The 23,561-nt window shown below is 62.5% G+C and carries 21 protein-coding genes; 3 read left to right on the top strand and 18 right to left on the bottom strand.

All coding sequences use genetic code 11. The annotated features are described in order from the left end of the window. Nucleotides 1–5: 5 nt before the first annotated feature. Nucleotides 6–377 carry a response regulator gene (locus CN933_RS09765; RefSeq protein WP_003537642.1) on the bottom strand — a complete coding sequence of 124 codons (372 nt, stop codon included), beginning with the start codon at nucleotides 375–377 and terminating at the stop codon, nucleotides 6–8. 156 nt (nucleotides 378–533) lie between these two features. On the opposite strand from CN933_RS09765, the gene CN933_RS09760 reads away from it, so the two are divergent. The 3 genes from CN933_RS09760 (at nucleotide 534) to CN933_RS09750 (ending at nucleotide 3,652) form a co-directional block, all read left to right on the top strand. Next, nucleotides 534–806: a DUF3572 domain-containing protein gene (locus CN933_RS09760; protein ID WP_026168581.1), complete on the top strand. Its 273-nt coding sequence runs from the start codon at nucleotides 534–536 to the stop codon at nucleotides 804–806. A 206-nt stretch (nucleotides 807–1,012) separates the two neighbouring features. Then, on the top strand, nucleotides 1,013–2,305 hold the full coding sequence (locus tag CN933_RS09755; RefSeq protein WP_018094868.1) for a DNA polymerase IV: 1,293 nt from the start codon (nucleotides 1,013–1,015) through the stop codon (nucleotides 2,303–2,305). 129 nt (nucleotides 2,306–2,434) lie between these two features. Further along, entirely contained in the window at nucleotides 2,435–3,652 is a 1,218-nt protein-coding gene (locus CN933_RS09750; protein WP_018094867.1) for a L,D-transpeptidase family protein, read from the top strand. Nucleotides 3,653–4,113: 461 nt separating this feature from the next. Here CN933_RS09750 and dnaE read toward each other — a convergent pair whose 3' ends face one another. The 17 genes from dnaE to nuoL all read right to left on the bottom strand — a co-directional run bounded on the left by dnaE (nucleotide 4,114) and on the right by nuoL (nucleotide 23,558). Then, on the bottom strand, nucleotides 4,114–7,623 hold the full coding sequence (gene dnaE, locus CN933_RS09745; RefSeq protein ID WP_018094866.1) for a DNA polymerase III subunit alpha: 3,510 nt from the start codon (nucleotides 7,621–7,623) through the stop codon (nucleotides 4,114–4,116). A gap of 478 nt (nucleotides 7,624–8,101) precedes the next feature. Then, nucleotides 8,102–8,788 (bottom strand): ABC transporter ATP-binding protein, encoded by a 687-nt coding sequence (locus tag CN933_RS09740; protein WP_010969157.1) that lies wholly within the window; start codon nucleotides 8,786–8,788, stop codon nucleotides 8,102–8,104. A gap of 17 nt (nucleotides 8,789–8,805) precedes the next feature. Beyond that, nucleotides 8,806–10,119, bottom strand: coding sequence for a lipoprotein-releasing ABC transporter permease subunit (locus CN933_RS09735; RefSeq protein WP_018094865.1), 1,314 nt, complete (start codon nucleotides 10,117–10,119; stop codon nucleotides 8,806–8,808). Between the two features lie 15 nt (nucleotides 10,120–10,134). Further along, on the bottom strand, nucleotides 10,135–11,463 hold the full coding sequence (gene proS, locus CN933_RS09730) for a proline--tRNA ligase (protein ID WP_018094864.1): 1,329 nt from the start codon (nucleotides 11,461–11,463) through the stop codon (nucleotides 10,135–10,137). 741 nt (nucleotides 11,464–12,204) lie between these two features. Continuing rightward, a complete protein-coding gene (locus CN933_RS09720; RefSeq protein WP_018094863.1) occupies nucleotides 12,205–12,501 on the bottom strand; it encodes a hypothetical protein in 297 nt (98 codons plus the stop codon). 21 nt (nucleotides 12,502–12,522) lie between these two features. Further along, nucleotides 12,523–12,786, bottom strand: a complete 264-nt coding sequence (locus CN933_RS09715; RefSeq protein WP_201446023.1) for a hypothetical protein — start codon at nucleotides 12,784–12,786, stop codon at nucleotides 12,523–12,525. After that, entirely contained in the window at nucleotides 12,779–13,267 is a 489-nt protein-coding gene (locus CN933_RS09710; RefSeq protein WP_201446024.1) for a c-type cytochrome, read from the bottom strand. Before CN933_RS09710 ends, CN933_RS09715 begins: the two co-directional genes overlap by 8 nt. A gap of 36 nt (nucleotides 13,268–13,303) precedes the next feature. Next, nucleotides 13,304–13,726: a DUF411 domain-containing protein gene (locus CN933_RS09705; protein ID WP_018094860.1), complete on the bottom strand. Its 423-nt coding sequence runs from the start codon at nucleotides 13,724–13,726 to the stop codon at nucleotides 13,304–13,306. Nucleotides 13,727–13,738: 12 nt separating this feature from the next. Next, the gene (locus CN933_RS09700; protein ID WP_018094859.1) at nucleotides 13,739–14,659 is read right to left on the bottom strand and encodes a WD40/YVTN/BNR-like repeat-containing protein; all 921 of its coding nucleotides are present in this window, start codon (nucleotides 14,657–14,659) and stop codon (nucleotides 13,739–13,741) included. Between the two features lie 218 nt (nucleotides 14,660–14,877). Further along, nucleotides 14,878–15,252, bottom strand: coding sequence for a hypothetical protein (locus CN933_RS09695; protein WP_146032661.1), 375 nt, complete (start codon nucleotides 15,250–15,252; stop codon nucleotides 14,878–14,880). Nucleotides 15,253–15,321: 69 nt separating this feature from the next. Continuing rightward, nucleotides 15,322–15,591 (bottom strand): DUF1467 family protein, encoded by a 270-nt coding sequence (locus tag CN933_RS09690; protein ID WP_018094857.1) that lies wholly within the window; start codon nucleotides 15,589–15,591, stop codon nucleotides 15,322–15,324. An 82-nt stretch (nucleotides 15,592–15,673) separates the two neighbouring features. Beyond that, nucleotides 15,674–16,078: a methylmalonyl-CoA epimerase gene (mce, locus tag CN933_RS09685; protein ID WP_018094856.1), complete on the bottom strand. Its 405-nt coding sequence runs from the start codon at nucleotides 16,076–16,078 to the stop codon at nucleotides 15,674–15,676. A 53-nt stretch (nucleotides 16,079–16,131) separates the two neighbouring features. Continuing rightward, a complete protein-coding gene (locus CN933_RS09680; RefSeq protein WP_018094855.1) occupies nucleotides 16,132–17,799 on the bottom strand; it encodes a ribonuclease J in 1,668 nt (555 codons plus the stop codon). Nucleotides 17,800–17,826: 27 nt separating this feature from the next. Beyond that, entirely contained in the window at nucleotides 17,827–18,594 is a 768-nt protein-coding gene (locus CN933_RS09675; RefSeq protein WP_018094854.1) for a biotin--[acetyl-CoA-carboxylase] ligase, read from the bottom strand. After that, a complete protein-coding gene (nuoN, locus tag CN933_RS09670) occupies nucleotides 18,591–20,033 on the bottom strand; it encodes an NADH-quinone oxidoreductase subunit NuoN (protein ID WP_003531859.1) in 1,443 nt (480 codons plus the stop codon). Before nuoN ends, CN933_RS09675 begins: the two co-directional genes overlap by 4 nt. Nucleotides 20,034–20,052: 19 nt before the next feature. Continuing rightward, nucleotides 20,053–21,564 (bottom strand): NADH-quinone oxidoreductase subunit M, encoded by a 1,512-nt coding sequence (locus tag CN933_RS09665; RefSeq protein WP_018094853.1) that lies wholly within the window; start codon nucleotides 21,562–21,564, stop codon nucleotides 20,053–20,055. Further along, entirely contained in the window at nucleotides 21,564–23,558 is a 1,995-nt protein-coding gene (nuoL, locus tag CN933_RS09660; protein ID WP_018094852.1) for an NADH-quinone oxidoreductase subunit L, read from the bottom strand. Before nuoL ends, CN933_RS09665 begins: the two co-directional genes overlap by 1 nt. Nucleotides 23,559–23,561 lie beyond the last annotated feature (3 nt).

The raw sequence follows: 23,561 nt of genomic DNA, 5'->3' as shown, positions 1-23,561 counted from the left end.
GGCAGTCAGGCATCGCCCAGATATGTTTTGATGGTCTCAATGAATTTTGGTACGGAAATCGGCTTGGAGACATAGGCCTCGCATCCCCCTTGGCGGATGCGCTCCTCGTCGCCCTTCATGGCAAAAGCGGTTACGGCGATGACCGGAATCACGTGAAGCTCATCGTCTTCCTTGAGCCATTTCGTGACCTCGAGGCCGGAAACCTCCGGCAGCTGGATGTCCATCAGAATCAGGTCGGGACGGTGCTTGCGCGCGAGTTCGAGAGCTTCCATGCCGTTGCGCGTCTGGATCGTCGCGTAGCCCGAAGCCTCAATCAGGTCGCGGAAGAGCTTCATATTCAGCTCGTTATCCTCAACAATCATCACCTGTTTGGGCATGTCGATCCCTTGCTGTCTGCCGCCGCCTTGCAAGTCTCCGGGAGAGATTTAAGTTGCAACAACGGCGACTCGACCCTTTTCGTCGATCGCCAGGCTAGCGCGATTTGGTTGAAAAATAGGTAATTGCGGCCGGCAAACGAGAAGAGAGCGGATATCATGAAGAACGCTGAGGATACGGCGATCGCCATCCTGACCTGGCTCGCGAACGAGCCTGAGCTGATGTCGCGCTTTCTGGCGCTCACCGGCACCGACCCTGCCTCCCTGCGCGGCGCCGTCGGCGAGCCGGGCTTCATGGGGGGCATCGTTGCGTTCCTGATGGAGCACGAGCCGACGCTGATGGCCTTCTGCAACGAAACGCAAACCTCGCCGGACGAGGTCGTCCGGGCGCACCATGCCCTCTCCGGCCCGCGCGATTTCGAGGAAGGCTGAATGCTGCCGGCACGCGGCGTGCGCAGCGCGGTGCACCGCCCGGTGCCGAGTGCACCGTGCCGACTAAAGGGCATCCCGAAGTCCGGCCGGCGATCGGCCGGCACCGTCTCAAATTTAACTGCGATATCCAAAACAGCCTCCAGCCGCCGCCTTGAGACTCAGCAGCGTAGAGCGTAAAGTCGCCGCGTTCAACATTTGTTCCGGATATGATCGACAGCGCCGCCCCACCCTCCGGCTTCTGCCGTGATTGCCTCAAGGAGCAAGCCGCCCAGGCACCGCGGTGCCTCGCCTGCGGCAGTCCGCGGCTCCTCCGGCACCCCGAACTCTACCGGCTGACCCTGGCGCACATCGACTGCGATGCCTTCTATGCCTCGGTCGAGAAGCGCGACAATCCGGAGCTCGCCGACAAGCCCGTGATCATCGGCGGCGGTAAGCGTGGCGTCGTCTCCACGGCCTGCTACATTGCCCGCATCAACGGCGTGCGCTCCGCCATGCCTATGTTCAAGGCCCTCGAAGCCTGTCCGCAGGCCGTGGTGATCAGGCCCGACATGGAGAAATATGTGCGCGTCGGGCGGGAGGTCAGAGCGATGATGCAGGAGCTGACGCCTCTCGTGCAGCCGCTGTCGATAGATGAGGCCTTTCTCGATCTGAGCGGCACCGAGCGGCTTCATCACGATCCGCCCGCCCGAACGCTTGCCCGCTTCGCCAGGCGTGTGGAGCAGGAAATCGGCATCACCGTCTCCGTCGGGCTCTCCTACTGCAAATTCCTGGCCAAGGTCGCCTCGGACCTTCAGAAGCCGCGCGGCTTTTCGGTCATCGGCCAGGCCGAAGCCATCGACTTCCTGAAGGCCAAACCCGTTACTCTCATCTGGGGCGTCGGCAAGGCCTTCGCCGCCACGCTCGAAAGAGACGGAATCCGCGCGATCGGGCAGCTCCAGACGATGGAAGAGGCGGACCTCATGCGCCGCTACGGCACGATGGGCCGGCGGCTCTACAGGCTCTCGCGCGGCCTGGACGAAAGATCCGTGGAGATCGAAGGCGAAGCGAAGAGCGTCTCCTCCGAGACAACCTTCAACGACGACCTGGCACGCCAGGAAGACCTCGTAACGCATCTGAGGGGCCTCAGCGAACAAGTGGCATTCCGCTTGCGAAAATCCGACCTCGCCGGACAGACGGTGGTGCTGAAGCTCAAGACCGCGGACTTCAAGACCCGCACGCGCAACCGCAGGCTGGAAAGCCCCACCCGCCTTGCCGACCGCATCTTCCGCACCGGCCTGCAGCTGCTCGAGAAGGAGGTCGACGGCACGAAATACCGGCTGATCGGGATCGGCGTCAGCGATCTGGTCGATCCCGACCTCGCCGATCCGCCGGATCTTGTCGATCCGCAGGCATCCCGGCGTGCCGCCGCCGAGGACGCGATCAACAAGCTGCGCGACAAGTTCGGCAGGACGAGCGTCGAGACCGGCTATACGTTCGGCAAGGGGCGGCGCCGGCAATAGCCGTCACGGTTGCCCGACCGGACGGCTGACGCATCGTATGGGGCAATTCCTTAAATATTGAACGCTAGCCTGCTTCCACGGCTCCGTCGTCCGTTTGCGGTGCCGCCACTGTCTGAATGAGGGTAGGTGTTGCGTTTCGCTCTCCGGATGGGATTCGCGGTTTTCGTCATGGCGTCGCCGTCCGCGCTTGCGGCCGGCGCCAAGGCGCCGTTGCAGATCGTCGTATCGAGGGAGCAGCAGTCCCTCGTCGTCTATGACGGCGACACGGTGGTCGCCACGTCGAAAGTGTCAACCGGCAAGGCCGGGCACGCGACGCCGACGGGCATTTTCTCGATCCTGGAGAAGCGCCGACGTCATGAGTCGAACATCTATTCGAATGCGCCGATGCCGTTCATGCAGCGGCTTACCTGGTCCGGCATTGCCCTGCATGGCTCAAACCATGTACCGGATTATCCGGCTTCGCACGGTTGCGTGCGGCTGCCGAGCAAATTCGCGGCGAGCCTGTTCAAGATGACGGGCTACGGCATGCATGTGGTCATATCGGATCGGCAGATCGCCCCGGTCGAGATCGCGCACGAAATGCTTTTCCAGCCGAGCCAGTCGCGGCCGCAGGGACCTGCCCTGTCGGACGTCCCCCTGCGGCCGGCGATCGGGGAGTTCAACCGGAGCGCAGTTGAAGTCGCCATGACCGACAAACGCCCCTCGCCCGTCGCATCCGACGAGGCGAAGGCCCCGATACGTATTCTGATTACCCGGCGCGGTACGCAAGAGAGCGTGCGCGACCTCCAGACGCTCCTCAATACGCTCGGCTACGATGCAGGTCTGCCGGATGGCTTCAGCGGTCCGGCAACGGCCGCCGCGATCGAAGCGTTCCAAAGGGCCGAAGCTCTGCCCGTCGATGGCAAGATAACGCCGGAGCTGATCGAAGCCGTCTTTCGCAAGGCGGGCCGCAGTACACCGTTGAATGGCGTGTTGCGCGTGCGCCGGCAATTCCAGCCGCTTTTCGAAGCCGAGATTGCCATCGCAGAGCCGGAAATGGCGCTCGGGACACATCTGCTGCAGTTCCAGGATCTCGATACGAAAACCGGACAGGGCAAATGGTTCGGCATGTCGCTCGAGAACAAGCTGCCGAAAACGACCAAGAAGCGACTTGGCATCACAGAGGAAGGCGAGCCCGACACGCTGGAGAGGACGCTGAGCCGCATCACGGTGCCCGAAGACGTTCGCGAACGCCTCGCCGGCCTCCTTGCAAACGGCTCGTCACTCTCGATCACCGATACCGAATCGGGACTGGAGACGGGCAAGGGAACGGATTTCATCACCGTGACGAGGGAGCGGCGCGGGTGAAAGGCATGGGGTGATTTCCGCACCCTGGTTTGCCCCTTGTCGCCCTGCCTTCTCCCGGCAAGCGGGGCGAAGAGAAAAGCGGCAAAGGCCCGCTCTTCGAGGGGGTGATATGGTAGCCTGTCAATGGACAAGACATAGAGCAGCTCAAAGTGCTGCAGCGACCTTTGCGTGTCTGATAGACGCGGCGGCGCTGTAGGAAACTTTTCGGAGAGCTGCGCTCTCTCATCCTCATCTCTTTCTGTGCTTGTCAAAGAGATCCAGCAGCGCCGCATACGCGGCGCGGGAAAAGTTCTTTCAGACCAAGTCCTTGGGCTGGAAAGGGTCTTCCGCGCCGCAGACGCGGCGCTGCTCTCATCCCTGTGACGAGCACAGAGATGAGGATGAGGAGAGATGCAGCCCTCCGAAAAGTTCCCTACAGCGGCCGCGCGTCTTACGAGACGCGAAATGAATCTCGACGGGCCCTAAACCAGCTCGACGTCCACCACCCCGGGAGCGGAGCGAAGGGCGGCGGCGATCTCGGGTGAGATCCGGTATTTCTCGTTGAGCTCGACTTCGATCTCCCGCTGCCCGTTGTCCTTGATGACGATGAAGGAAACCAGGCCGTCCCCCTTGGCGTTCAGATGCGAGGCGATGGAGCGCAGCGGTCCGCAGTCGCGGACATAGACGCGCAAGGCCTTCTGCATCTGCAGCGATTCTTCCTCGAGCGAACGCAGGGTTCGGATGCGAAGGCCGATCCCTTCCGGCCGCTCTTCGGCGTCGACCGTCATCACCAGCGATTTGCCGGGCTCCAGAAGGTCGCGATACTGGTTCAGCATTTCGGAGAAGAGTACGGCCTCGAATTGGCCCGAAGCGTCCGAGAAGGCGACGATCCCCATCTTGTTGCCGGTGCGCGTCTTGCGTTCCTGCTTCGACGTCACCGTCCCGGCGAGGCGGCCCGCCGCCGCTCCCTGTTTTACGGCTGCCGAGAAATCCGCAAATGTCTGCACGCGCATCTTGGCGAGCAGATTGTTGTAGGTGTCGAGTGGATGGGCGGAGAGATAGAAGCCCAGAACCTGGAACTCGCGATGCAGCTTCTCCGAGGCGAGCCACGGCGTATAGGGCGGGAGGGCGATCTTCTCGGGCCCGGTTGCGGCGCCCGCGCCGAACATGTCGCTCTGGCCGCTCACCTTGTTTTCCTGGGCGCGCTGGGCGAAACCGAGGATACGATCGAGGCCGCCGACGAGCTCCGCCCGGTCGTAGCCGAAGCAGTCGAAAGCACCGGCGGCGATCAGGCTTTCGAAAACACGCCGGTTCAAGAGCTTGGGATCGATCCTCAGGCAGAAATCTTCGAGACTTGCGAAAGGCCGATCGCCGCGTACGGCGACGATGTGGTCGACGGCAGACTCGCCGACGCCTTTGAGGGCGGCGAGCGAATAATAGATGCGGTTGTCGCCGGTTTCGAAGTGGCGGTGGGAGGTCTGCACGGACGGCGCGACCACCTGGATGCCGAGGCGCATCGCGTCCTGGCGGAAATCGTTGATCTTGTCGGTGTTCGACATGTCGAGCGTCATCGACGCTGCGAGGAACTCGACCGGATAATGCGCCTTCATGTAGGCGGTCTGGTAGGAGACGATGGCGTAGGCGGCTGCGTGCGACTTGTTGAAGCCGTAATTGGCGAACTTGGCGAGAAGGTCGAAGATCAGGTCGGCCTGCGGCTTCGAGACGCCATTCTTGACGGCACCGTCAACGAAGCGGGCGCGTTGCTTGTCCATCTCCGCCTTGATCTTCTTGCCCATGGCGCGGCGCAAAAGGTCGGCCTCGCCGAGCGAATAGCCCGAGAGCACCTGGGCGATCTGCATCACCTGCTCCTGGTAGACAATGACGCCCTGCGTCTCCTTGAGCAGGTAATCGATCTTCGGATGGATCGATTCGATCTCTTCCTCGCCGTGCTTGCGGGCGTTGTAGACCGGGATGTTCTCCATCGGTCCCGGGCGATAGAGCGCCACAAGCGCGATGATGTCCTCGATGCAGTCCGGGCGCATGCCGATCAGCGCCTTTCGCATGCCGGCGCTTTCCACCTGGAACACGCCGACCGTCTCGCCGCGCGAAAGGGTCTCGTAGGTCTTCAGATCGTCGAGCGGAATGCTTGCCAGGTCGATGTGGATGCCGCGCTTGCCGACGAAGTCGACGGCCGTCTTCAAAACCGTCAGCGTCTTCAGGCCAAGGAAGTCGAACTTTACGAGACCCGCCTGCTCGACCCATTTCATGTTGAACTGGGTGACCGGCATGTCGGAGCGCGGATCACGGTACATCGGCACGAGCTGCGAGAGCGGCCTGTCGCCGATGACGATGCCGGCTGCGTGCGTCGAGGCATGGCGGTAAAGCCCCTCGATCTTCTGCGCAATGTCGAGGAGGCGGGCAACGACCGGCTCCTTCTCCGCCTCCTCCTGCAGGCGCGGTTCCTCCTCGATCGCCTTGGAAAGCGGCGTCGGGTTGGCGGGATTGTTCGGCACCAGCTTGCAGATCTTGTCGACCTGGCCGTAGGGCATTTCCAGCACGCGGCCGACGTCGCGCAGTGCTGCGCGCGCCTGCAGCGAACCGAAGGTAATGATCTGCGCCACCTGCTCGCGGCCGTATTTCTGCTGCACGTAGCGGATGACCTCCTCGCGCCGGTCCTGGCAGAAATCGATGTCGAAATCGGGCATCGACACGCGTTCGGGATTGAGGAAGCGCTCGAAAAGCAGAGAGAAGCGCATCGGGTCGACGTCGGTGATCGTCAGGGCATAGGCGACCAGCGAGCCGGCACCCGAGCCGCGGCCCGGCCCGACCGGAATGTCATGCTGCTTGGCCCATTTGATGAAGTCCGCAACGATGAGGAAGTAGCCCGGAAACTTCATCCGCTCGATGACGCCGAGTTCGAAGGCCAGCCGTTCCCGATAGTCCTCTTCCTTGTAGCCGGGCGCCATGCCGAGTTTGGCGAGGCGGCCCTCCAGCCCCTCCTCCGCCTGCCGGCGCAGCTCCGCCACCTCCGCGCGTTCGGCCTCCTCCGGATCATCCGAAGCCCCGGTAAAGCGCGGCAGGATCGGTCCGCGGGTCTTCAACATGAAGGAGCAGCGCCGCGCGACCTCGATCGTATTCTCCAATGCCTCGGGCAGATCCGCGAAGAGCGCCGCCATCTCCTTGCGGCCCTTCAGATAATGATCCGGAGTCAGACGGAACCGGCTATCGTCGGACACCATCGCATTGTGAGCGACGGCCATCAGCGCATCGTGGGCGTCATAGTCGGACGGCGACGGGAAAAACGCCTCGTTGGTGGCGACGAGCGGAACGTCGAACCGGTAGGCGAGATCGATCATGCGGTTCTCGTGACGCCGGTCGTAATTCCCGTGCCGCTGCAGTTCGACATAGAGGCGATCGCCGAAAAGCTCGATCAAGACTTTCAGGCGTGCCTCGGCCAGTGCCGGCGAACCCGACTTCAGCGCCATGTCGACCGGGCCGGCTCCCGCCCCGGTGAGCGCGATCAGCCCGGACGTACCGCCTGCGGCGAGCCAGGAGCGGCTTATTCGCGCCTGCTGGTGTCCCTCGCCTTCGAGATAGGCGCGGCTGACGAGCTCTACCAGGCGAGCGTAACCGTCATCGGTCGCCGCGATCAGCACGATCGCGGGAAGTTTGACGAACTGATGGGCGTTCCCACGCCGCTCGCCCTCCGCTTCGTCCTCCATATCGATGGAGAGTTGGCAGCCGATGATCGGTTGCAATCCGTCGTCCGCGGCCTTCTGCGAGAATTCGAGCGCAGCGAACAGATTATTGGTGTCGGCGATGCCGATCGCCGGCTGATCGTCGGCGACCGCCTTGCCGATGATCTTCTTCAAAGGCAGGGCGCCTTCCAGCAACGAATAGGCGGAATGCACCCGCAGGTGAACGAACTGCGGATCCGCCGCAGCCCCTGTGCCGTGCCCGATACTCTGCCCGATACTCTGGTTGCCTGTCATCGCCGCACTCCGATTCTTGTCCGGCGTCGAGGATATCCTGTTTCCCGTCCCAACTGTCCAGTCTCAAGGACGGGCCGCCGGGGTTTTTGCCCGGCGTGCGGTGTTTAGTGCGCGCTCGACAGGAACGCGGAGCACGCTCGATAAATCCCGGTCACAGGCCGAGAGCGATTACCGAGATGCTCACGATGAAAAGGCTCATCGAGGCGAAGGCAGCAAGATCACGTACGAAATCAGCCATAACTTGTCTCCTTTCCGCTACTGTTCCCTTTTTGTTCTAATTTTGTTCGATAGTCAAGGAAGTCTGCATAGAAGACCCGCTATTCAGTGGCTATGGTTAACGTGCACCGGCGGCCCGCATTCGTGCATGCCCTTCCGAGGGGCGACACGCCTCGAATGGAACATGCAAGGAGCGCAGCCCGAGGCGGGTGACCGCGGCCTCGAGCGAGGTCGGAGCCAAGTAGGCGCAGCCGCGGCCGAACTATTTCAGTTCGACGACCTTGCCGTCCTCGATGGTCACGCGGCGATCCATGAGCGAAGCGAGTTCGTGATTGTGGGTGGCGATCAGCGCCGCGAGCCCGGACTGGCGAGCGAGGGCTTCCAGCGCCTCGAACACATAGCCGGCCGTCTCGGGGTCGAGGTTGCCGGTCGGCTCGTCCGCCAGAAGGATGAGCGGCGCATTGGCGACCGCCCTGGCGATGGCGACGCGCTGCTGCTCGCCGCCGGAAAGCTCGGTCGGGCGGTGGCTGCCGCGATGGCCGATGCGCATATAGTCCAGGAGGGCCGATGCCCGCTCCGCCGCCTCGGCCTTGGGCAATCCGGCGATCAGTTGCGGCATCATGATGTTCTCCAGCGCCGAGAATTCCGGCAGGAGATGATGGAACTGGTAGACGAAGCCGATCTCGTTGCGGCGGATGGCGGTTCGCCGGTCGTCGCTGAGCCCGTTGCATGAGGTGCCGTTCACGAGCACCTCGCCCTCGTCCGGGTGTTCGAGCAGCCCTGCGATATGAAGCAATGTCGACTTTCCGGTACCGGATGGGGCCACGAGGGCGACCGTCTCGCCGCTTCGCAACGTCAGGTCGGCTCCCTTGAGGATCGGCAGAAACGTGTCGCCCTCGCCATAGTGCCGCTCGATGCCGGAGAGCTGCAGTGCCACGCGCGCATTCATTTGAGCTGTTGTCCTTGTTATTCGTACCGCAGGGCCTGCACCGGATCGAGGCGCGAGGCGCGCCAGGCCGGGAAGATCGTGGCAAGGAAGGAAAGCGCAAGCGCCATGACGACGACGGTGACGGTCTCATCGGCGTTCATATCGGCCGGAAGCTGGCTGAGGAAATAGAGCTCCGGATCGAAGAGCGTGGCGCCGGACACCCAGGAGAAGAACTGGCGGATCGACTCGATGTTGAGGCAGACGACGACCCCGAGGACGACGCCCGCGATGGTTCCCGTGACCCCGATTGCGGCGCCCGTCATGAAGAAGATGCGCATCACCGAGCCGGAGGTCGCGCCCATCGTCCTGAGGATCGCGATATCGCTGCCCTTGTCCTTTACCAGCATGATCAGGCCGGAGATGATGTTCAGCGCCGCGACCAGCACGATCAGCGTCAGGATCATGAACATCACGTTCCGTTCCACCTCGAGCGCGGAAAAGAATGTTCTGTTGCGTTCGCGCCAGTCCGTAATGAATATCTGCCGGCCGGCGGCATCCTCCACCGGCTTGCGAAGCTCGTCGACCGCGTCCGGATGCTCGGCGAATATCTCGATCGACTGGACGAGGCCTTCGGCATTGAAGTAGAGCTGCGCTTCCTCGAGCGGCATGAAGATGATGGTCGCGTCGTATTCCGACATGCCCATCTCGAAGATGGCCGAGACGGTATAGGCCTTGACCCTCGGATTCATGCCCATCGGCGTGACGTCGCCGTTGGGTGAGGTGAGCGTGATCGTCCCACCCACCCGGATGCCCAGCTGCTCGGCCATGCGCGAGCCGATGGCGACGCCGCTGCCCGAGGCGAAGCCGACGAGGTCGCCGGACTGAATATTTCCCGAGATCGACTTCAGCTTGGTGAGGTCGTCGGCGCGTATCCCGCGAACGAGCGCACCCGTCGACGCATCGCCCAGGCCTTGCGCGAGAACCTGGCCCTCGACGATCGGAATGGCCATGGTCACGCCCGGAACGGCGGAGAAATTGGTGGCCAGATCGGCATAATTGGTGAGCGGGCCGTCCAGAGGCTGGACGATCATGTGGCCGTTCATGCCGAGAATGCGCGAAATGAGCTCGGTTCGGAAGCCGTTCATCACCGCCATGACGATGATCAGCGTTCCCACCCCAAGCATGATCCCTATGAAGGAAAAGCCGGCAATGACCGAGATGAACGCTTCCTTGCGCCGCGAACGCAGGTAGCGCCAGGCGACCATACGCTCGAAGGCGGAGAAGGGACGGCTGGAAGATTTGCTGGATGGAGCGGCAGCCTGCACTTGCTCATCCGTCGCCGCGGTCATCATCGATCCCTTCGTCTGTTATCTCGCCGCGACCAGTTTGTTGATCGCCGCTTCGACGGTCATCGTCTCCCGCGCGCCGGTCCTGCGGTCCTTCACTTCGACTTCGCCGTTCGCGATCGAACGCGGTCCGACGATCACCTGCACCGGCACGCCGATAAGGTCGGCGGTCGCGAACTTCCCGCCGGCGCGCTCGTCGGTGTCGTCAAGAAGAACGTCGAATCCAGCCTTGCCGAGATCGGAGTAGACCCTGCCGCAAGCCGCATCGCAAGCGTCATCGCCCGTTTTCATGTTGATGACGACGACGTCGAACGGAGCGATCGCTTTCGGCCAGATGATACCGTTGTCGTCATGCGAAGCTTCGATGATCGCCGGCACCAGGCGAGTCGGACCGATACCATAGGAGCCCATGTGCACCGTGTGTTCCTTGCCGTCCGGCCCGAGCACTTTCGCACCCATCGCCTCGGAATATTTGGTGCCGAAATAGAAGATGTGACCCACCTCGATGCCGCGCGCGGACAGGCGCTCGCCTTCGGGGATGGCGCCGAAGGCGGCCTCGTCATGCATTTCCGAGGTCGCCGCATAGCGCGACGTCCACTTGTCGAAGATCGTCCTCAGGCCCGCGACGTCGTCGAAATTCGTATCCTCGCCCGGAATGTCGAAGCCGAGGAAGTCCTTGTGGCAGAACACCTCGGACTCGCCCGTGTCGGCAAGGATGATGAACTCATGGCTGAGATTCCCGCCGATCGGGCCCGTGTCGGCACGCATCGGTATGGCGCGCAGGCCCATCCGGTCGAAGGTGCGGAGATAGGCGGCAAACATCTTGTTATAGGCGTGCTCCGCCCCTGCCCGGTCGAGATCGAAGGAATAGGCGTCCTTCATCAGAAACTCGCGCGAACGCATGGTGCCGAAGCGCGGACGGATCTCGTCACGGAACTTCAGCTGGATATGGTAGAGGTTCAGCGGCAGATGGCGGTAGGACTTGACGTAGGAGCGGAAGATGTCGGTGATCATCTCCTCGTTCGTCGGTCCGTAGAGCATCGGCCGGTCCTGCCGGTCTTTGATGCGCAGCATCTCCTTGCCGTAGGCGTCATAGCGCCCGCTCTCCTGCCAGAGCTCCGCCGACTGCAGCGTCGGCATCAGCAGTTCGATGGCGCCGGAACGGTTCTGCTCTTCGCGAATGATCGCATTCACCTTGTCCAGCACGCGCTTGCCGAGCGGCAGCCATGTATAGATGCCCGCGGACTGCTGGCGGACCATGCCTGTCCTCAGCATCAGTCGATGGGAAACGATTTCCGCTTCCTTCGGATTTTCCTTTAAGATGGGCATGAAAAAGCGGGACAGGCGCATGACGGGTTCCAGAACTGGTGAATTCGCACTATCGACGGATTCAGGCAAAATGACGTTGTGCTTCGGCCGCTCCTTCGCCTGAGATCAGGGTAGGCAGCTGTTGCCATTCTAACAGGGCTCTTGATTTTCCCGGCGACGCATCGACGGGAACCTTTCGAGTTCAGCGTTCATAGCCGCTTCGCGCGCGGAAGGGAACCCTGCCTTAGGGCCGGCTATCGCTGCGTCGACGCATAACCCGGATGAGAAAACCGGTCCCGCCCCTGCGGCAAAAGAGCACGCTAGTAACAGGACGAAGACAGTTGGTGTCAACGGAAAAATTTTACCCGACTGTAGCAAAAATGCAAAAAAAGCAGATGACAGCGCCCAAGGTTTGAGCTAATTTCGGCTCACAAAACAGGCAGGAAGACCAAATTCTTGCCGAAATTCGCGGTCAAGTCTTGGGAGGATAAGATCTTAGGCGCGCTCGTTCGCTGCCGCCGGAAACGGATTAGAGATCACGCGACACTTAGAAAACAAGGCTTTGGCCTTGTTTTTTTTTGGTTTTTCATCACCCCCTCCTGGCGAAGCAGGCGCGAGAAAACGTCAATAATCTGTCTGTCAAGTGCGCCAACGCGCCGGCCGGCCTGCATGGCTTCCCGCCCCCGGTTCTGCTCCTTCATAATTTAGGGGTGAAAGAGAGTTGAAGGCGGTCCCGTTGGTCCTGCGAGAGACCGCCCTCGTTTCATATCCTACGGAATTGCGTCAGCCGTCCTGCGGCAATGGCTTTGCTTCCCCTTCGGTGGCCGGAGCCGCTTCGTCGCCGTGCAGCGGATGATGATGAGCCATCTGCTTCATCATCCCCGCGCATGCCTCCATCATCGGCCCCATGGCGCGCATCATGTCCATCATGCCCTTCATTCCGGACATGTCGCCACCCATCATATCCATGCCGCCTTTAACCGCCTCGTCCTTCGCGACGGGGGACGCGCTATCGTTCGCATAGGCGGCGGTCGCAATGAGCAGTGCTGCCGAAAGCGTTAGCTTCGTAATGGTATTCATCCTGGTCTCTCCTTTTTCTGGTTACTTGGTTCGTTCATCGGTGCCCGGTGCATCGGCCGGCTTCTTGCTTCGGCACATGACGCAATATCCGGTGGCACACATCACCGCGCAGGGCGCGAGGCTCAAGAGAATGGGGGCCACACCCGCCGCTGCGAGCCAGTCCCAATTTGCGGCCAGGCCGGTTCCGGCAACGCCCAGTCCGACAAGGATCCAGCCGCGGCGGCCGAACGGCATCCGCAGGCCAGCTACTTGCCTTGTGCTGGCGGTTTTTACGATTTCACTCATTTTCGAGTCTCCCGTTGTTCTCATGGCTCTGCCCGTCGCCCGCGGTGATCCGGGTCTGTATTTTGCGCTGGCGCTCCGGCCACCTGCTCTTGATGAACCCCAGAACCGCAGTGATCTCGGCATCGGTCAGCAGCCCCCCAAAAGCGGGCATATCGCTTTCATAGTCCGGTAGAACCGCGCCGAGACCCAATTTGGTGAAGGTGAACAGCTCCTGATCCGAATGATGCCAGGTATGTCCGGTTGCATCATGCGGCGGCGCGGGCATGCGGCCGCTCGCTTTTCTCCGTCGCCAGTCAGGCTCTCCTTCCAGCCGCACCCCGTGGCAAGAGGCGCAATGGTCCTGGTAGATCGCCCGTCCAAGGTCGATCTGTTCGGACGTGACGGCCTCCCCTAGAAAGGTCACGCCGTTGGCCACCGGCCGCTGCGCAGCGGCGGCAAACCAGCCCGCAGCGCCGATGCCCGCCGCGACAAAGGCCGTCATGAGTTTGCGCACACGCATCGGCCCCGCCTCCGCTGCTCACTCATCGGAATAGACCGCCGGGCCGTCGGGACCGAAAGAAAAGATGCGCAACGACCCCGTCTTTTTGGAAGCCATACCCGGCGCATTCGCCGGCATGCCCGGCAGCGTGATACCCGTGACGGCGGGGCGTTCATGGAGCAAACGCCGGATGATATCGGCCGGTATCAGGCCGCTCAGGGTATAGCCGTCGATTTCCGCCAGGTGGCAACCCATGCCACGCTCCGGCACCCCCGCCGCCACCGAACGGTTGACGAAGTCCCGGTCATCGATCACGTGAACCTCGAAGTTCTCGGAGCGCAGGTAATCGACGTAGGCGTCGCAGCAGCCGCAATCCGGATCGCGCCAGACCGTCATCGGTTTTTCGGCAAGGGCCGGGGTCGCCAAGGCGAGAAAAACGGCCAGGGAAAGTTTATTTCGCAAGAGAGTTCTCCTTCAGAGCTTCGTCCAGTTTGTGCCGCCATCGCGGCTGACTACGACCGCATCTTTCGTGACGGCGGCAAGCTGTTCGGGGTTTTGTGGATGCGATGCCAGGGCGAGCGCATTCAGCTCCGAGCTGCGGGACCAGTTCACGCCCGCATCTGCGGAAGTCCAAAGACCGGAAGGCATCGCGGCGAACAGCCTCTCGGATTCCGCGAGGCAGGAGACGAGCGCGCGGACCGCCTCCCCCTTGGGCAAGGGTGCTTCCGGTTTTTGCGGGCCGCCGGCAACCAAAGCGTCCATCGCGTCGCCCGCTACGATCGCCTGCCAGCGGCAGAAGCAGTCGGGCACCCGGATCAAGCCGGCCTCGGTTGCGGCATAGATCCAGATGCCCCCCATGCCCGAGGCGGTGTTCACCGAGGCGAGCCCGACGATCTCGCGTTCCCCGTCCCCGATCCAGGGCCGGTCCATTGCGAGGCTCCAGACCGCCCCTTTGTCTGTGCTGTGCCAGAGACCGTCACCTGCAACGGCGGCGTAGAGCGTGTCGGGCACTGCGGCGGATGCGGCCAATGCGGTTACGGGCGCCCCCGGCAGTCCCTTTCCCGGGAATTGCCAGCTGCTGCCGCCATCCGAAGAACGTGCGATGCCGCCCCCCGCCAGACCGGCGACGATCTCGCCCGGCCGCGCGGGGAGGCTGGCGAGCGCCGTCACGAAACCGGGTGACTTCAGGACCTGCCAGCCGATAACGGGAGCGAACCGTCGGATCTCTCCTTCGATCGCAGTTACGAGCGCATCGCCATCGAAAGCGATCGCGCGCGGGACAGAGGTCGCTGCCCCGATCCTGTATGGCAACAGGACGAAGCCGGCGCCGGTGGCAAGCAAGCCGACAACACTTCGCCGGGATAGGCCGGCGCATGCGGCCGTGGAAAAGATCATTATCTTCCTCATAAACGATTTCGATTGCAGCTATCGTCCTGCCTGAAGGCCGGCATCGGAACGACGTGGCTGAGATGGCGCATGTCTGGCCTGGCCGCGTGCCCGGGCCGCCAGCGCCTATCAAAGCGACGGGGGACGGCTGAAACCTTGCTTCGGCGACGGTCGCCGTGGCACGGAAACTGACCGTTCCACGCGCCTCTCAGGCATTGCGCGTCAGATCAGGCGAAATGTTTTGGGGGAAGAGGGTCCGGCGGTCCGATACGGCCAGGCCGATCTTCAGCCGCAGCGGGGCCGAAGTCTTTCGACGGGACGATCGGTCGGTATCCGGGATAATCGACGGGCAGGCCCGACCCGAGGGAGGTGCAGTCGACGTTGCAGGCAAAGCCGTCAGCGTCGGCAGGCTCATCATCGCAATCCGGGCAGCCTGCCATCTGCGAGCCGGCCTCGGCTGCCATGGCGATCATCATCGCCGTGCTACCTGCCGCCTGCGCAACGGTACTCGCGGCAAAGGCGGCGAGCCAAAGGCACAGGAGGAGGCGGGCAAAATACAGCATGCCCTTTATTAGCCGGCGGGCGAGTGGCTGTCGATTCACGAAACCGTGTCGCTGCGTTCCCGGCGCGCCGGCTTGATTCATCGGCGCCGGGAACGTTGCGAAACGGCGTCAGTAGAATTCCGGCGCGAAGCGTGGGATTGCATCGATGTCGTAGCCGAGCTTCACCGAAACAATGTACCAGCCGAGATGGATGACGGCGGCAATGACCGTCGTCAGCAGTACGACCCTGAGGGCGCGGAAACGGGCTGGAGCACTCTCGACGGAGCCGGGGACGACGTCATTCTCTTCGGCTTGCGTACGCACACCGAGCGGCAGCACGACGAAAAGCGTGATCCACCAGATGATGAAGTAGATTGCAAAGGTAGAGAAGAGAGGCATCAAAAATCTCTGCGGTGGAGCGTTCGGCCGCGTTATAACCCTGCACGGCTCAACCGGCAAACCCCTTCCCCGCGCCCGACTGTCACACCTCTTCGAGCTCGATCAAGGTGCCCTGAAAGTCCTTGGGGTGAAGAAACAGGACCGGCTTGCCGTGCGCGCCGATTTTCGGGTTGCCGTCGCCGAGGACACGCGCTCCCGCCTGCCTCAGCCGGTCGCGCGCGGCGATGATGTCTTCCACCTCATAGCAGATATGGTGCATGCCGCCGGCCGGGTTTTTCTCGAGGAAGGCGGAGATCGGCGATGTGTCGCCGAGCGGCTCGAGCAATTCGACCTTGGTATTGGGCAGCGTCACGAAGACGACGGTCACGCCGTGTTCAGGCAGAGCCTGCGGCTCGGAGACCGGCGCCCCGAGCGTGGCGCGATAGCTTTCGATGGCGACTGCAAGGTCGGGCACGGCGATCGCCACGTGATTCACTTTTCCCAGCATCCGATGCTTCTCTCCCTGCCCCGTAGTTCACGATTTCGGAGGGTGCCGCCGGATCAGACCTTGGTGATGAACACCGTGACGACCGGCTTCTTGCCCCAGACCTGGTTCGTAGTGCTGCGCACGGCGCGGCGAACGGCTTCCTGCAGCATCGCGAGGTCCTTCCGCTTTGCCCGCGGAATGCTCTCTACGGCGCCGAGCACCGCATCATAGAGCGTGTCCTCCATCGCCTCGCCTTCGTCGTCGTATTCCGGAAGGCCGATCGGCACGACGTCCGGGTCGCCCAGAAAGTCGTAACGGCTGTCGAGGACGACACTGACGGAGACGTGGCCGGCGAAGGAAAGCTTGCGGCGTTCGCCGATCCCCATCTCCTCGAAATCGCCGATGAGGGTGCCGTCCTTGTAGATGCGGCCGTGCGGCGCCTCGTCAATGACTTCCGCGGGTCCGGGCGCAAGCCGCAGCATTTCGCCATTGCGCAGCCGCGGCACGCTCGGGATACCCGATTGCAGTCCAAGCTCCGCATGCGCCGTCAGATGCGCCGCCTCGCCATGCACCGGCACGAGGATCTGCGGCTTCACCCACTGGTACATCTGCTGGAGCTCGGTGCGCCGCGGGTGGCCGGAAACATGCACCAGCGCCTCGCTGTCCGTGACGATGTGGATGCCTTGCTCGATAAGCCCGTTCTTGATGTCGTTGATCGCCTTTTCGTTGCCGGGGATGGTACGCGACGAAAAGACGATCGTGTCGCCGGCCGAAAAAGCCACGTTGCGCATCTCGTCGCGAGCGATCTTGGCAAGGGCGGCGCGCGGCTCGCCCTGGCTGCCCGTCAAGATGACCACGACCTTGTCGCGCGGGACATAGCCGAACTCGTCTTCTGCCAGGAACGGCTTCACGCCTTCCATGAGCCCGACATCGCGCGCAACGTCGACGACGCGCTTCATCGAACTGCCGAGTAGAAGCACCTCCCGCCCGGCAGCCTCCGCCGCTTCGGCAACAGAGCGGATGCGCCCGACATTGGAGGAGAAGGTGGTGATCCCGACCCGGCCCTCGGCATCGGCAATGATCTTGGCGAGACTCTCGGAGACTTGCTGTTCGGACGGCGACACCCCTTCGCGCAGGGCATTGGTCGAATCGCAGACGAGAGCGAGGACGCCTTCCTCACCGATCTGGCGAAACCGGGACTCGTCGGTCAGCGGCCCGAGCGAAGGCTCGAGGTCGATCTTCCAGTCGCCCGTGTGCACGACCGTGCCGAGTTGCGTGCGAATGACGAGCGCCATCGGCTCGGGGATCGAATGATTGACCCCCACGGCTTCGACGCTGAAAGGTCCGACATTGATGCGGTCGCCCTGCTTGAAGGTCGTGATCGGGATCTCGCTGCGGGACTTTTCGAATGCGCGCTTGGCCTCCAGCATGCCCGCGGTGAAAGGCGAGGCGTAGACGGGAACGTTCAGGCCGGGCCACAGATCGTTCAGGGCCCCGTAATGGTCCTCATGGGCATGCGTGATGATGATCGCCTTCAGGTTGCGGCGCTGTTCGGCCAGAAAGGCGATATCGGGCAGAACCAGATCAACGCCGGGCAATTCCGGGCCGGGGAAGGTCACTCCGCAATCGACCATGATCCATTGGCGGTGACCTGGCCTTCCATAGCCATAAAGGCCGAGATTCATGCCTATTTCGCCGACGCCGCCGAGCGGCAAGAACACCAATTCTTCATCATGCGCCATGTCGTGATGCGCCTTTGCTTTTTTCAATCATCCAAAAAATACGTCGCCCGCTGCAATGGTTTGCGGCGGGCCGGAACCCGTGTCGAGTAGAAGTCGGCCGTCCCGATCGATACCTGCAAAGCGGCCGGAAAGCGAGCGGTCCGGCAGGTTGACCGTGATCGCCTCGCCGATGCCCTTGGCCGCGGCGCGCCACTGATCGATGATTGCGGCGACGCCCGCGCCACGGTCCCATACGGCGAGCGTTTCGGCCATGGTTACGAAAAGATGCGCGAACAGCTCCTCGGGAGAGGTTGTCGCGCCCTCCCGCCGAAGCGATGTGACGGGGTAAAGTGCGTCTTCGGGCATGACGGCGACGTTGATGCCGCAGCCAATCACCAGGGCCCGCCGTCCGTCGGCCAGAACCTCGCCTTCGAGAAGAATGCCGCAGGTCTTCCGCCCGTCGATAAGAATGTCGTTCGGCCACTTGATCGCGGCCTCGGCTCCGCCCGGTGGCATCACCCGGCGGATGGCCCGATGGACCGCGACCGCTGCGGCGAGCGGCATCGCATGCAGCCTGTCCACCGGCGCCGGATCGATGAGCAGCAGGGATGCGTAGAGGTTCCCCGGCTCCGAGAACCAGGCGCGGCCACGCCTGCCCCTGCCTCCGGTCTGGCGCACCGCGGTAATCCAGAGATTGCCGGGATCACCCTCGCGCGCCCGCAGAAGGCACTCGTTGTTGGTCGAGACCGTTTCGGCGAGCGCGACGTGCCGGAAATCTTCAGGCGAACTCCGGCCGCCGCTTCGTCCGCCGGTCAAAAGAATGTCCGCGCCGCGGCTTCGGCAGCGGTTCCGAGCGGACCGCCGATGAGCACGTAGCCGAGCACGAAGAGGCCGGACAGACCGAACACCAGCCTAAGCTCGCCCGCCGTTCGGGCAAACTCGCCTCTCGGCTCCTCGAACCACATCACCTTGATGACCCGCAGATAGTAGTAGGCGCCGACGACGGAAGCGAGCACGCCGATGATTGCCAGGCCATAGAGCTGCGCCTCGATCGCCGCAACGAAGACGAAGTACTTGGCGAAGAAACCTGCCAGCGGAGGGATGCCGGCGAGCGAGAACATGAGGATCGTCAGCACCGTCGCCATGAACGGGTTGGTCTGCGAAAGGCCGGCAAGATCGTCGATACCTTCGACATGCTCGCCTTCCCGCCGGCGCATGGCAAGGATGCAGGCGAAAGTGCCCAGCGTCATGACCATGTAGATCAGCATGTAGAGGATCACGCCGCGTACGCCGGCCATCGAGCCGGCCGCCAGACCGACGAGCGCATAGCCCATGTGGCCGATCGAGGAATAGGCCATCAGCCGCTTGATGTTGCGCTGGCCGATCGCGGCGAAGGAGCCGAGCAGCATCGATGCGATCGAGATGAAGACGACGATCTGCTGCCAATCGGCGACCACCGGCTCGAAGGCGTTGATGACGATGCGCACGAGGATCGATATGGCCGCGACCTTCGGTCCTGCGGCGAAGAATGCCGTCACCGGCGTCGGGGCGCCTTCGTAGACGTCCGGCGTCCACATATGGAAGGGGACGGCGGAGATCTTGAAGGCGAGGCCTGCAAGAATGAACACCAGCCCGAAGACGAGGCCCAGCGACCGGCCCTCGGCCGTGAGCGCCGCCGCGATCTCGTCGAAGCCGGTATGTCCGGTGAAGCCGTAGACGAGCGACATGCCGTAAAGCATCATGCCCGAAGACAGCGCGCCGAGAACGAAATACTTCAGGCCCGCCTCCGTCGACCGGACGCTGTCGCGGTTGATTGCCGCCACGACGTAAAGGGCGAGTGACTGCAGCTCCAACGACAGATAGAGCGAGATGAGATCGTTGGCCGATATCATCAGCAGCATGCCGAGGGTGGCCAGAACCAGAAGCACGGGGAACTCGAACCGGTCGATCTGAGCCGAACGCGCGTGGCCGACGGTCATCACCATCACGGTGATCGAGCCGATCAGGGCGAGCACCTTCATGAATTTGGCGAAGGGATCCGACAGGAAGGCGCCGCCATAGGCCTCCCCCTCGCCCGTCTTCAGGACGAGCCACAGCCCGGCGATGATGAGCACAGCGACCGCAAGCCCGGTCACGGTCGGTGTGGCTCTTTCGCCCGAAAAGACGCCGATCATCAGGAGAGCCATCGCGCCGACCGCAAGGATCAGCTCGGGCATCGAAAGTTGCAGGCTGGCGATAAGGGTTTCAGCAGTCATGTCACATCACGTCCCTTGATCATTGCACCGAAAGCGCAACGTCTTGCGCTGCCTGCAGGGCGGCGGCGTAGTTGTTGACGAGCAAGTCCACGGAGGCCGCGGTCGCGTCGAAGACCGGTGCCGGATAGACACCGAAGAAGATGGTCAGGATCACCAGCGGATAAAGAATGAGTTTCTCGCGCCCCGACAGATCGAGCAGCGCCTTCAAGCTTTCCTTTTCCAGCGCACCGAAAATCACCCGGCGGTAGAGCCAGAGCGCGTAAGCCGCCGACAGAATGACGCCGGTCGTCGCGAACAGGGCGACCCAGGTGTTGGCGCGGAAGGCGCCCACCAGCGTCAGCACTTCGCCGACGAAGCCCGACGTTCCCGGAAGGCCCACATTGGCCATGGTGAAGACCATGAAGGCGACGGCATATTTCGGCATGTTGTTGACGAGGCCGCCATAGGCCGCGATCTCGCGCGTATGCAGCCGGTCATAGACGACGCCGACGCAGAGGAAGAGCGCGCCCGAGACGATGCCGTGCGACAGCATCTGGAAAATCGCACCCTGGACACCCTGAACATTCGCCGCGAAGGTTCCCATCGTCACGTAGCCCATATGCGCCACCGATGAATAGGCGATGAGCTTCTTGATGTCGGTCTGCATCATCGCGACCAGCGAGGTGTAGATGATCGCAATGATCGACAGGGTGAAGACGAACGGCGCGAAGAAGTCGGACGCCAGCGGGAACATCGGCAGGGAGAAGCGCAGGAAGCCGTAGCCGCCGAGCTTCAGGAGGATGCCGGCCAGGATGACCGAGCCTGCCGTCGGCGCCTGCACGTGCGCATCGGGAAGCCAGGTGTGCACCGGCCACATGGGCATCTTCACCGCGAAGGAAGCGAAGAAGGCAAGCCAGAGCCAGGTCTGCATTTCGCGCGGGAACTGATAGGCGAGCAACTGCGTGATGTCGGTGGTGCCCGCCTGCCAATACATCGCCATCATGGCAAGCAGCATCAGAACGGAACCGAGCAGCGTATAGAGGAAGAACTTGTAGCTTGCGTAGACGCGCTCCTTGCCGCCCCACACGCCGATGATGATGAACATCGGGATGAGGCCCGCCTCGAAGAAGACGTAGAAAAGGATGATGTCGAGCGACACGAAGACGCCAAGCATCAGCGTTTCCAGGATCAGAAACGCGATCATGTATTCCTTCAGGCGCTTCTCGATCGTCACCCAGCTTGCCAGCACGCAGAACGGCATCAGGAACGCCGTCAGCGGGACGAAGAGTATGGAAATGCCGTCGACGCCCAGATGATAGGAAATGCCGGTGCCGAGCCACTCCCGCTTCTCGACCATCTGGAAGCCCGGGTTCGACGGGTCGAACTGGTACCAGATGTAGAGCGACACGAGGAAGGTGAAGACCGTCGTCAGCAGCGAGACGTTCAGGATGTTGCGGCGGCCGTAGGCGCTGTCTTCCCTTGTGAGCAGGAGAAGCAGAACGCCGACGAGCGGCATGAAGGTGACCGCGGAAAGTACGGGCCAATCGGTCATCAGAAGGAACTCCCGAGCATCATCCATGTAACGAGCGCTGCAATACCGATCAGCATGGCGAACGCGTAGTGGTAGAGGTATCCGGTCTGCAGGCGGACCACCCGGTCGGTCACGTCGAGAACGCGCGCAGCGATCCCGTTCGGGCCGTACCCGTCGATCACCCGTCCGTCACCCTCCTTCCAGAGGAGGGTACCCAGGCGCTTGGCGCTGCGGACGAACAGGAAATCGTAGAGTTCGTCGAAATACCACTTGTTGAGCAGGAACTGGTAAAGCCCGCGATGCTGCTCGGCGAGATATTTCGGCGTCTCCGGCGAACGGATGTACATGTACCAGGCCGTGAAGAGACCGAGCGCCATGGCCGCGAACGGGCTCCATTTCACCCATAGAGGAACGTGGTGATACTCCTCGAGAAGCTCGTTTTCGGCGGACGTGAACAGAGCGCCCTGCCAGAACTCGGCGTAGTGGTGACCGAAGAAATAATCGTGGAACAGGAAGCCCGCGACGAGGGCGCCGGCGGCCAGGATGTAGAGGGGCACCAGCATGACCTGCGGCGACTCGTGGACGTGATGCATGACGTCGGAGGAAGCGCGTGGCTTGCCGTGGAACGTCATGAAGGTCAGGCGCCAGGAATAGAAGCTGGTGAAGAGCGCCGCGATGACCAGCAGCGCGAAGGCCAGACCGGAAACGACGCTATGCGACGCGAAGGTGGATTCGATGATCGCGTCCTTCGAGAAGAAGCCCGCCGTGCCGATGACCGTACCGGGAATGCCGACGCCGGTGAGCGCGATCGTACCGATGAACATCATCCAGTAGGTGACCGGAATATGCGTACGCAGTCCGCCCATGTAACGCATGTCCTGCTCGCCGTCGACGGCGTGGATGACCGAGCCCGCGCCCAGGAACAGGAGCGCCTTGAAGAAGGCGTGCGTGAAGAGGTGGAAGATCGCCGCGCCATAGGCACCGACGCCGAGCGCGACGAACATGTAGCCGAGCTGAGAGCAGGTCGAATAGGCGATGACGCGCTTGATGTCGTTCTGGACGAGACCGACGGTCGCCGCAAAGAATGCGGTGATCGCGCCGATCAGGGTGACGACCGTCAGGGCGTCCGGCGAAAGCTCGAAGAGCGGCGACATGCGGGCGACGAGGAAGACGCCCGCGGTCACCATGGTTGCGGCATGGATAAGGGCCGAAACCGGGGTCGGGCCTTCCATGGCGTCCGGCAGCCAGGTGTGCAGCAGGAACTGCGCCGACTTGCCCATCGCGCCCATGAAGAGCAGCAGGCAGGTGGCCGTCAGGGCATGCCCCTTGTCGAGCTGCATTCCGAAGAGATTGATGACCGCGTCCCCTGCCGCAGCTCCCTCGGCCGGCAAGTAGTTCTGCGCGGCGGCGAAGATGGTCTCGAAATTGATCGAGCCGAAGAGGACGAAGACGCAGAAGATGCCGAGCGAGAAGCCGAAGTCGCCGACGCGGTTGACGATGAAGGCCTTCATCGCCGCCGCATTGGCGGACGGCTTCTTGTACCAGAAGCCGATCAGCAGGTATGACGCGAGACCCACGCCTTCCCAGCCGAAGAACATCTGCAGCAGATTGTCCGACGTGATGAGCATCAGCATCGCGAAGGTGAAGAGCGACAGATAGGCGAAGAAACGCGGCCGGTTCGGATCGTGGTGCATGTATCCGATCGAATAGATGTGCACCAGGGTCGAGACGGTGTTGACGACGACGAACATGACGGCCGTCAGCGTGTCGACGCGGAAAGCCCATTCGACATCGAAGCTTCCGGACTGGATCCAGCGCAGCACCGAGACCTTGATCATCTCCTCTTCGCCGAGGGCGACGTGGAAGAAGACGAACCAGGAGAGCGCTGCGGTGACGATCATCAGGCCGCTGGTCACATATTCGGATGCTTTGGCGCCGATCTGCGTGCCGAGAAGGCCGGCGATCAGGAAGCCGATCAGAGGCAGGAAGACGATAGCCTTGACGATGGTATCCATAGC

The sequence above is a fragment of the Sinorhizobium sp. M4_45 genome (genome assembly GCF_002885915.1).
GTDB lineage: Bacteria > Pseudomonadota > Alphaproteobacteria > Rhizobiales > Rhizobiaceae > Sinorhizobium > Sinorhizobium meliloti_A.
The sequence above is the reverse complement of the archived record's forward strand: the minus strand, read 5'-3'. Positions and strand labels throughout refer to the sequence as shown.